General features: G+C 35.8%; 11 protein-coding genes and 1 riboswitch. Of the genes, 9 read left to right on the top strand and 2 right to left on the bottom strand.

The annotated features are described in order from the left end of the window. Nucleotides 1–201: 201 nt before the first annotated feature. The 4 genes from P364_RS0134385 (at nucleotide 202) to P364_RS0134370 (ending at nucleotide 2966) form a co-directional block, all read left to right on the top strand. On the top strand, nucleotides 202–735 hold the full coding sequence (locus P364_RS0134385; RefSeq protein WP_024634478.1) for a hypothetical protein: 534 nt from the start codon (nucleotides 202–204) through the stop codon (nucleotides 733–735). A 24-nt stretch (nucleotides 736–759) separates the two neighbouring features. Further along, on the top strand, nucleotides 760–1734 hold the full coding sequence (locus P364_RS0134380) for a site-specific integrase (protein ID WP_236642266.1): 975 nt from the start codon (nucleotides 760–762) through the stop codon (nucleotides 1732–1734). Between the two features lie 59 nt (nucleotides 1735–1793). Beyond that, nucleotides 1794–2372: a hypothetical protein gene (locus P364_RS0134375; protein ID WP_024634476.1), complete on the top strand. Its 579-nt coding sequence runs from the start codon at nucleotides 1794–1796 to the stop codon at nucleotides 2370–2372. Between the two features lie 93 nt (nucleotides 2373–2465). After that, the gene (locus P364_RS0134370) at nucleotides 2466–2966 is read left to right on the top strand and encodes a hypothetical protein (protein WP_024634475.1); all 501 of its coding nucleotides are present in this window, start codon (nucleotides 2466–2468) and stop codon (nucleotides 2964–2966) included. Between the two features lie 83 nt (nucleotides 2967–3049). Continuing rightward, a riboswitch (cyclic di-GMP riboswitch) is annotated at nucleotides 3050–3138 on the top strand. A 125-nt stretch (nucleotides 3139–3263) separates the two neighbouring features. On the opposite strand, the gene P364_RS0134365 is transcribed toward P364_RS0134370, so the two are convergent. Continuing rightward, the gene (locus P364_RS0134365) at nucleotides 3264–3497 is read right to left on the bottom strand and encodes a hypothetical protein (RefSeq protein ID WP_024634474.1); all 234 of its coding nucleotides are present in this window, start codon (nucleotides 3495–3497) and stop codon (nucleotides 3264–3266) included. Nucleotides 3498–3682: 185 nt separating this feature from the next. Here P364_RS0134365 and P364_RS0134360 point away from each other — a divergent pair, with 185 nt between their 5' ends. From P364_RS0134360 to P364_RS0134345, 5 genes are all read left to right on the top strand, one after another. Then, the gene (locus tag P364_RS0134360) at nucleotides 3683–4474 is read left to right on the top strand and encodes a LytR/AlgR family response regulator transcription factor (RefSeq protein WP_024634473.1); all 792 of its coding nucleotides are present in this window, start codon (nucleotides 3683–3685) and stop codon (nucleotides 4472–4474) included. Between the two features lie 278 nt (nucleotides 4475–4752). Further along, on the top strand, nucleotides 4753–6126 hold the full coding sequence (locus P364_RS0134355; RefSeq protein WP_036665681.1) for a hypothetical protein: 1374 nt from the start codon (nucleotides 4753–4755) through the stop codon (nucleotides 6124–6126). 282 nt (nucleotides 6127–6408) lie between these two features. Beyond that, nucleotides 6409–6579: an aspartyl-phosphate phosphatase Spo0E family protein gene (locus P364_RS38855; RefSeq protein WP_081718285.1), complete on the top strand. Its 171-nt coding sequence runs from the start codon at nucleotides 6409–6411 to the stop codon at nucleotides 6577–6579. Between the two features lie 178 nt (nucleotides 6580–6757). Next, nucleotides 6758–7429 (top strand): hypothetical protein, encoded by a 672-nt coding sequence (locus tag P364_RS0134350; protein ID WP_024634472.1) that lies wholly within the window; start codon nucleotides 6758–6760, stop codon nucleotides 7427–7429. Then, on the top strand, nucleotides 7422–7961 hold the full coding sequence (locus P364_RS0134345; protein ID WP_024634471.1) for a hypothetical protein: 540 nt from the start codon (nucleotides 7422–7424) through the stop codon (nucleotides 7959–7961). Before P364_RS0134350 ends, P364_RS0134345 begins: the two co-directional genes overlap by 8 nt. A 1207-nt stretch (nucleotides 7962–9168) precedes the next feature. Here P364_RS0134345 and P364_RS0134340 read toward each other — a convergent pair. Then, nucleotides 9169–9942, bottom strand: coding sequence for a hypothetical protein (locus P364_RS0134340; RefSeq protein ID WP_024634470.1), 774 nt, complete (start codon nucleotides 9940–9942; stop codon nucleotides 9169–9171). Between the last annotated feature and the right edge of the window lie 392 nt (nucleotides 9943–10334).

The raw sequence follows: 10334 nt of genomic DNA, 5'->3' as shown, positions 1-10334 counted from the left end.
CTATAATTTAAATGTATTGGAACTTACGAGAGTTAACTAACTTACCCTTTTAGGGATACTTTACATAATATTAAATATGTCAATTCTATTGAACATGATTAACTTTGTATCGATATTTAACATTTGTATGCCGAATTTACTTGTAATGAGATATATACATTTTAATGTTCAATATTACAAAAAGGAGTTGAGATACTCTACATGTATGAAAACTGGAAATCATCAGATTCGATAATTGAAGAATATGAGAAAAGCGGATTGTACATGTCCATTGAATTAGGAATGAGAACGATTGATCCAAAGTCCATTATCGCTTTATCACGAATTCCAGTAGAATCAAAATTAGTGAGTCTTCGAAATAAAGTTAATAAGCATGGGTGGAAGGATCCAACCCCTCAAGGGTTGCACCTTGTACTTCTTCCGGATACTGAGCATCACGTAGTTTGCAGTGGTGGTAACCACAGAGCAGTAATCAGTAATGAGTTGAAAATAGAGAAAATTCAGGCTAGTGTTTCTGCTTATTTGAATATTAATTTAATGTCTGAAGATGAGCTTCTTTATATAGAAGAAAAAGAAAAAGAGATTGGAAGAATGTTTGTGCAGATTCGTCTAGAAAAAGCCGAATTTGAGATAAATAACTTACATGCACGGCTGATGGATTTGGAAAACGGGGTTGATGAATTTAAGAAGAATTTATATTTCAAATATTTTCAAAAGCAAGATGGGTTAAAATGAGTCCTAAATAGGAGGTGGTTGAATTTGGCACTTATAAAATTCGATGCTACTGAAATAGAAAACCCCCAGATAAACCTGGAGCTTCTTTTAGAACAGAGTAAACACTATATGTCCAAATCAAAAGCGGACAATACAGTTATATCTTACAAAAGTGATTGGGCACATTTTAAATCATGGTGTATCAAGTATGAGCAACCCTACTTGCCAACCACCGATGAAGCTTATGGATACTATTTAACAAGCTTAGCAGCTTCCGGGTATAAAGTTAGTACGATTCAACGTAGGATCTCCTCAATATCTCGAGCACATATAATGAAGAAACTAGAATCGCCTAATACTATTCATATCAAAACGATATGGTCCGGAATTAAAAGAATTCATGGTTCTGCAGAAGTAGGAAAGAATCCAATCACAGTTGACACATTAAAAGAGATACTACAGCATGTTCCGGAGAATAGAATGATAGGTTATCGCGATAGGGCTCTGCTATTAATCGGCTTTAGTGGGGCATACAGAAGGTCCGAATTAGTGAATTTTGATGTGAAGGACATCCGAATTACTCCTGAAGGGATGATTATGCGGATCGCAAAATCGAAAGCAGACCAGGAGGGGAAAGGTGAATTCATTGGTATTCCATATGGTTCACGTTTAGAGACTTGTCCGGTCCGTAGTTATAATGAATGGATAAAACAATCAGGTATCACTGATGGAGCAATATTCAGGCCTGTTAATAAACATAGCCATGTTTCAAAAAAGAGACTCTCTGACAAGGCCGTAGCACTGATAATTAAGAAGTATGTAGCTGCTGTAGGATTGGACCCAGCACTTTATGCCGGCCACAGTATACGTTCAGGTTTTGCCACCTCAGCTGCTATGCTTGGTAAAAGTGAAAGGTCGATAAAAGAACAAACACGTCATGCTTCAGATGCTATGGTTAGAAGATATATTCGGATGGGTTCTTTATTTACCGAGAATGCTGCTCAAAATATCGGTCTTTAGATAGATTGTAGTACAACACTATGAAAAATAGATATAATTTGATCAACAGGAGGAATCTAATGAGTGAGTATACGGTAGTGAAAACTGAAGATGGCTACACAGTTGATTTAGGAGATGGGAACCTTATTACTGTAAGTAAAGATGAGTTAAATGATAGTATTGACTCCCCCGCACCAAAATTTCAATGGAAAAATGCATTGCAAAGCGTGAAGTCAAAATTTCAATTTCCTAAGCCAGTTCGAGCCCTGCTATTTCTAAAAACAGAAGAAGAACGAATGAACTATCTCAGAAGTATGCCTACGCGATCTGTTGAGTCATTAACTACTGCCATAACTTATGTTATTCTAAAGGGCAACGTAGTTGAAAAAGCAGTTGAGATGGGAATTACAATACCAGAGAAGGTACAGCTTTTTATAAATGAAATTGATGCTAAAGTTAAAAAGAGCGGGGAATTAACGGTTACTGGTGTTAAGGCTGCTGTTCAAACGACTAAAAATATTATTGGTGCAGCTGCTGTTGTCCTGTTCGGTATTGCGCTTCTTACTAATCCTGCAATAATGGTCGTATTGCTCCCACTCTTCCTAGCAACAGATGTCATAGGACTATTTAAGGACTTTTCAGATAATAAAGAGAAATAACATATCAAACTGATTTACTAAGATCAATATTCGATTCAGCTAACTCTATATTGTTTGTAACTTAAAGAAAATTGAAGGGGAACGGTCCTACATATGTTCAATGACAACAATACGCGGAGTACTGATAGTGAGAAAAGTACCGAAACAATGATTTATACACTCCATAGTGGGGTTACCGGAAACATAGAACTGAACAGTGCTCAACAAAAGGAATGGCTCAAACATTATAAGGATGGTCGTAAATATATCACCACAGAAGGTGGATATATCAGAGGTTTGAATCCCAAACTTGTTTCTGTATTTAAAATTAAGAAGAATAGTGAGCTTGGTAATACCTTAGAACCAAATAAAGAAGTAGTCGAAGAAACAAAAACTTTTCAACAAAATGAATCAAAATTGGACGTAGTTGCTATAACTAAAGTCTCATACAAAGTTCAGTGTGACTGCAGCGCCAGGTATGTCTCTACTTTAAGAGATGAATTAACTAAATTGAACTGCAAATACTGCGGTAAATTACTATATCCGGATCGTTCACGTAACAAAGTAGATACTATCTATGGGAAAGCGTGGATAACTACAAATTTTTATTCATAATACAGTGAAAAAATGTTCACGATATTTCCCTCATGGATTTGAGATAACTTGGCTAAAAAATAAAGATGTTATACAATGAATTGTACGATAAATGGCAAACTTACTGAAAAGTGAGGACGCAAAGCCGAGGGTCTAATGTTCCTGTTGGAACTATGACAGCCTGGTTACCGAAGTTGAAAATCAATTGACTTTAAACCGGTGGAATGGGCTGATCTCTTCAGAGAGGCCCTTTTTTATTGCAAAAAATCAGCTCCCCATGTACATTGGCGGCCGGGAGCTGATTTTTACAAGAGGCATCTATACTGCTGTTAATGGCAGGGTGGATTCCAATGGAATAGAAACAAATTTAGAAGAGAATCTCTTCAGGTTCACTGATTTGTCCAATTCTAAGTTGATTAGTTCCTTTATATTTTCAAGGACTTCCGTCTCTGTATCTCCAACAACGCTCAACCGAAACTCTGGAGCGTATGCGCTGACGTTCTTAGAAGAATAGTCTTCTTCGACCAAAATCATTACTTCTCTGCTTTTCATATATTGCCCTCCGTGGATAGTGTGTGAATTTTATTTTTTGTAGTGAAAATGTACTACTTTTAGTACGATTATACCGCATGAATGGGTCATTAGTATGATATGGCATATTTGGACGAAGGTTGACCTTATGTGGAGAAAAATTTGTCGAATAACAGCGAATTAAACAGGAATAGGGGGAAGTCCACGTGCCAAACAAAATATTGACCGCAATTATTGCTGAAGATAACATTGAAAATCGTGAACAAATGGTGATTTACGCAAATAGGATAGGGATTAGCATTCTAAGCACCGTCGCGTCCGGCGAATGGCTTATTGACGATTGTATCCGTTACAATCCAGATATTGTATTTTTGAAAAATGATCTTAATGGAACTCCAGGATTGATTGCATATGAAAGACTAATTGATTATGGAGTTAAACCCTATTTGATCATCATGGCTGATGAATTGAATACAGAGTTAATGCTAGCAGGGCTCCAGCTAAATTGTCTTGATTTTTTGAATAAACCTGTGAATTTAGTTCGTATGACTGAAGCCGTAGATAAGGTTAGAATGACATTGGATAGAGACCTGAGCATTACACATGGATCGCCAGGTAGAATCATAAATTTGAAATCGAGTTACAAAACCATCTATGTGAACGAGCATAATCTTATTTACGCAAGTAAGCTTAAAGGGGAGCATCGGACTATCATTTATGCTGAAGGCAGTGAAGATGAGATCATATCTACCAGCTCACTCAAATATATCATGAGTCAGTGCTCAAGCAGCTTTTTTATGCCTAATCAGTCTAACATCATTAACATGAACTATGTGTCTAAAGTGTTTGCTAGTGAGAATACGATAGGGAACTATATCATCCTATTGCACAATGCTGTTGAAATAGACTTGCCAAGACGCAAACGCAAACTGTTTGAAGAAGCCTACAGGCTCAGTAACAATGATTCAAATACTTTAAATATATCAAATGAAGATTAACACCATATACTGGGACAGCTAATCATCAATGTATGTATTAGACCAGCTACTTAGCCTGGTCTATTTGCTTTTTATTTCAAATTTCATAGTACATTGTTTTGTTAGGGGTACCGAGCATGTTATAAAAATTGAAGATCAGTTCGCTGTCCTGCTAAATTTAAAAGAATCAGGAATTTCGCATAAAAGGCATTGACCTATGGTAGATTAATCCATAGTATTACTTATAAAGAGAAAAACATATAAAAAATGGTTTATTATCTGTGGAGGTGGAATCTCACTTGGAATCAAATAATGTAAAGACGATCCGAACAGAATTGCTACACTACATAGATCAGAATAAACTACTTATTTATCATTTTGCTGAGAAATCCGGAATTAATTCAGGTACCTTGAGTAGAATCATTAATGGATCGAAACCTATGCCGATCAGAACCCTCGACAAATTGACTTCAACTATGGGATTAGAAGAAGGGGCTTACTATGACCTCTATGTTGAAGAGCTGATGCACGATCCCTCAACGGATTGGAGAAGATTAAGACCATTCATCGCACGATGCGCGGAATTGAATAAACTCGCATGTGTTGAGCAAGTTGTTGATCTGATGCTGGAAAAAGCATATTATATCTCTTCGCTTTTTGATTTTGCAGAAATGTTACACGCAGAAGGGAATAAATCTGTTGCATTAATTATTTACAAGAAAGTCTCTGAGGGGGAGCGATATCAACATGCAGAGCGACTGGCTATATGCCAATACAGAATTTTTAAGTCTACTTTAAATGATGACCAAGACCTAAATTTAGAGCGTGCCTTGATTTTTGAACCGTTTGTTACAAGACTGAGTGAAACCGAACAGTTAGATGCACTAAAGGATCTAGCGAATCTGTATTTGTCACTTAGACGTTGGGACAAAGCAATGAGTCTTGGTGGCGAAATGGGGAGAATTGCGAAAATTCAGTATGAGCAAAATCATAATCGCAAGCGACAAGACCGAAGTGAAGCAACTCCACAAAAACCCCTCTTTGGCTATATTCTATACTCACATTTAATTCTTGGGGCTATTGCTGAAGAGAAACAAGAGTACGAACAAGCCTTACAACATGTTGCAAGGTACGAAAATCATGATTGGATTATAGAAAGTGATGCAGTTGCTGAGCAAACAAAAAAACAATTTCTATTATGGGCTACCGCTAACAAAACTCTTTATAGGTTGATGTCAGGTGAAACTGATCTAATTGATGATTATGTGGAATCCCTGGCAACTAACGAGAGTGAAATATTGCGTGCACTTTTTAAGATAGTTAAGGCTGCTCTGAGATATGACGTGAACATTGATCATATACTTGAACGGTTTGATGAAACCATCCAATCTCAGGTGGTTTCACAATGTAAAGTAGGGTCGTATTCTTCACAGATTATCAATGACCGGTTTGTAATTTTCCTAGCCGACATAGGGGAGTATTTCTCAAAGAGTTTACGCCCAAAGGTTGGAATTCTCTTTATACTAGATAGTTTGGCAATCTCTGCTAAGATCAAAAATGATGCTTGTATGGTAAGATGCTTATGTTTATTTGATGAAATAAGGGATTCAGCAACAGAAGAGCATCTCCATAGGTACAAAGCAATTTTAAGGGAGGTTCAATTAAACAGATGAAAAGACAATCGGTACTAGTTTCAGCATTTGTGGCTCTGGCAATCCTGGTATTCAGTCCATTAAACCAGATATCTGCAAATACGGATTCTACTAAACCTGCTGTTCCCGTTTCTCCGAACACTATAGCAACAACCTCTTCACACGGTGAAGGTGGTTGGTAGAAGATTAGTGGCCTACGTAAGTCTCCATTGTAATGGAGACTTTTTATTTTGAATTTTGTTCATGTGGTTAAGTCTACAATTTGAGCAGAAACCGCTAGGATATATATTGAGGTGAATCATTATGATTAAAAGTTCAGACATGAGCACTTTGGAACAAGAAAGAGAGTGTCTACTTAAATTAGTAAACGTTTATGGGCTTGCACACCCTTTAGTTATTAAGCAATCCGAACGATTAGATGAAGTGATAAATCAACACTATAAAAATTACATAAATCGCATCAATGAGAGTTAACTGGATATTATCTCTGGTAGATTTCCTGAATTAGGTCAAATAATCTGATTAGTCCATCTAATAGAATTTATTCCGGCGTTCACCCCTTCATTTAATGTTGGGGTATCTTTTTGATTGTACATATAGTCTGATTGTAGTAGAATCAGACTATAGTAAATATTTAACAAGGGGGATTATAATGTTTACCGTAAATGATGTTATGGAATTAACAGATCAAAGGAGAGGTACGGTCGATAATTTTCGGAGTGAGCTTCAGAAGTTGAATTTAATGAGCAATAATGAGCGTTTTGATAAAAGGGCACTCGAAACTTTTCGGAAGGCTATTGAATTTAAAGAGGAAAACGATTGCACCTGGATTCATGCAAATAACTGGGCAATTCAGATGGAGTATGCCGAAGAAATGAGCAGACCGTTCGAGTGGTCGACTAGTATACACTTCAAGTACTTAACCTACTTAAATGAGAATCATTTAGTAGATGTCAAGCATATTGTAACAGATTTAATGTCCACAATAGACTTTTTTGCTGTCTTCCATGTTATCATTGATAATTTTAAAGATATGGGGGCCAAATATAATATCTACAAAGCTAGTCAACCCACGGATGGAAATGCCCTTGCTTTCAAATGCAAAGGTGATGATTTCTTCTATTATGTAGTTGGCAAATACAATTACTACACTAAAGAAGAAGATGTACATGTATTTTATAATGATGGTTTGGTGTTCAATATTATGAAGTGCCAGTACATAGGGGGAGGAAGAAAAGAATCAGAACGACTTAAAGACTTGGTGAATTCAGTTTACGAAAGCTACAACTCAAAAAAAACTGAGGAGAAGAACCTAGATGAATAAAATAAGAATGCAGCTTTTAGAATTTGCAGTGTTAATTACAGTAATTATGTTTTTTGTTGCTGCATATTTTGCTTCACTTGCTAATTATCTCGGTACCGCTATCCCTATCATTCTTATGATTGCCTTAGCAATGATTTATCCTTCGGTTGAGGTGATTATTTCGAGTAAAAAGTACGGACACGGAATATGGTACAATCGGTTATTTAATAATTTAGAGTTTCATATTGGATCCCTCACAGATTGGAATACGATAGCTATAAGAGTTGCCAGAATTCGACGAATTGCTTCGAAGATGGATGTTAGTGTACTCTTCTATACCAATCATTTCGACAAACACCGTCTTGATGAACTTGCACAAAGGTTAAATTTTCCGATAGAGATCCGACCGGCAAATTTGCTACAAGCGCTATTCTATAGAGTCACTTGTTTTATTGTTACTTTCTATAAGGTAGAGGCATGGAAACGCAAAAAATATCCTGTTCTTCGTTGTGTCATGAACCCTGGAAAAAGAAAATTGCCCTTGAATGTATAAAAAATTTATATGTATATCTTAAAGATATGGAGGATCTATGGAAAACCTCAATGGAAATCTAGAAAAAGTCAGTCAATTCACGAATACTTTGATGTTATAAGGTCTTCTTCTAGCTATAGTTATGTTTGTAGGTTACCGATTTATTAAAAGTAAAGCCTATGAACGTATGATCGGATTATATCTTAAGAAGATGAGAGTGAATGAAAAGAACGAACTAGAGAGTCTTGTAGCAATTGGGATACCTTTACTCGCTGTTATCTTGTTAGTACTTTTTGGTTTAGCAGGGGTTGTTGATTTATTACTTCAAAATTAATTGATGTAATCAGTGGATTGGGTGAATTGTCTATGGTTACTTAGAGGCATTTATACCAACTACAATGAAGACTGGCATTATAATGTAGCGAGTCTTCTCATTAAAATTAGTGTATAGAGCGATTTCGTTCAAGAAATGTAACTGATCGTTCAGAATTATTTCATTATTAACCCAAGGTTGCATATACATTGTATATGTTATATAGTGGTGCTATAATTGCCATAACGTTATGAGTAACGTTACCCCTAGTAACGTTACATAAAGACAGATTAAAGTAGTAGAAGTAGTGCCACTCTTATTTACAGCTAGGATTCCCTCTCTAAAAGTAGTCCTAACAGTAATGCATTAAGTAAGTCAGAAATGAGCATTTAACAGTTGGTAGCTGTTAATGCTTCTTTTTTTTGCGAGAAGAAGACTTACTCCGACAAAAGAATGTGCGAAGGGTATGAATAAATTTTATTGATGCTGTACCAAGGTTCAACAATGTTGTTAGAAATATTGCTCCATTCGAAACAATAAATATAATTAAAAAAATCTTGCTAATGTCTGTCCCCTCCCTTCATAGAGGGCACCACAGCTGCTACTATCATACTGTAACCCAACATATGCTATTTTGTAAACAGGGCATAGTCGATATACATAGTAACAAAATACCCTTACTTACTCAAATGCTATGGGAGAGTAAGAAGGCTATAGACAAAGGATTATTAAAAAAAAATACAGAATAATAAATCGTGTTTCTGCGTAATTCATGAGTAATCTTCCGAAGTTTGAACATACCATATGTAGTATCCGGATAAACTCGAATAATTCAGATTAAATTATTCTTACTTAATGACTGAGAAATAGCGAAACCTCTGGTGCTAAGCCCAGAGGTTTCTTACATTTGTTGCATCAGAAGGTTTTTACTGTCCGGAGAATCGTCGCCAATTGAAGATATTTAATCGACTTATAAAAAATTATTGGTTCAATAACTTTTCGAAATAGCCAGACTATAATAGTTGCTGCAAGTATAAGAGTTAAAATAATCCCTATTGCAGTACTTAAATTAGAAGCAGCAAAAAGTTTATTCAATGAGATGTTCCATAGTGGGAATAAAAATGCTGTGAAAATGGCAACTGGCAACCATCTCAATTTGTGGAGGCTATCGCTTCGTTCTGTGTAGTACGCAATAAGATAATCAATGTAATTCTTATCCATCTTGCTATTATTCTTTAAGTATTTATGGATAGCACTACACTGGATAGAGAAGAGTATTTCTTTGTTGAAGTTTAAGATCCAGTACTTAACTAGAAAGGAGAGTTCGATATACTCCTTTTTCACAAATAAATTTGAAGCAGTACCTGATCCAATAAGACCAACGAATCCGCCTAAGAACATGACAACAAAAATTATACCCAAATAACTGGGTGTCTCTTTTCCAGTCCACCATGAGAAGATTAGGTTACCGAAGATTGATAAAATTAATAAACTTAAAGTTATTATTGCAATCCATTCAAAAACCTTAGCTGTAGTATTCATGAGCATTTTACTTCTTGAATTCTTATTTAATAGAGAGTACAGATCTCGTTTAACAATCTGGTCTTGAACTGATTCATTTGTCAGTATTTTTTCTGGTTTATTATTGATTTTTATTGGTCGTATGTATCTTCCATACATGCTTGGCATCAAAATTCCTCCCTTAAACTATATTTATCCATGACAGATACTATTCATAGTATCTGGGTGGTATTTTGCCAGTACAATTTGTACAATTTTAATTAATGGTCTATTAATAGTTGTTGTTGTATATTAAAGGTAATATAGCATATAACTTAGGGGGTAAGGAATTGTCTTTTAAAACCTCACATTCTATCATGAAAAAGAAGGGACGCTGGAACAAAAAAGGGAAGGTTCCTTCGCGAGTATTTTCATGCCCAACTTGCTTTTCGAAATACACTGACCCACCTCGCTCGTCAAGCAACAATAAGACCTACTGCTCCCAATGCCTGGTGAAAACAAATGAATTTGTTAATTTGAAACAGATTACCGTTTACAAATGACAGATTGTCAAACCAAGT

Source organism: Paenibacillus sp. MAEPY2 (genome assembly GCF_000499205.1).
GTDB lineage: Bacteria > Bacillota > Bacilli > Paenibacillales > Paenibacillaceae > Paenibacillus > Paenibacillus vandeheii.
Note: the sequence above shows the minus strand (reverse complement) of the source record. Positions and strands in the feature narration are given on the sequence as shown.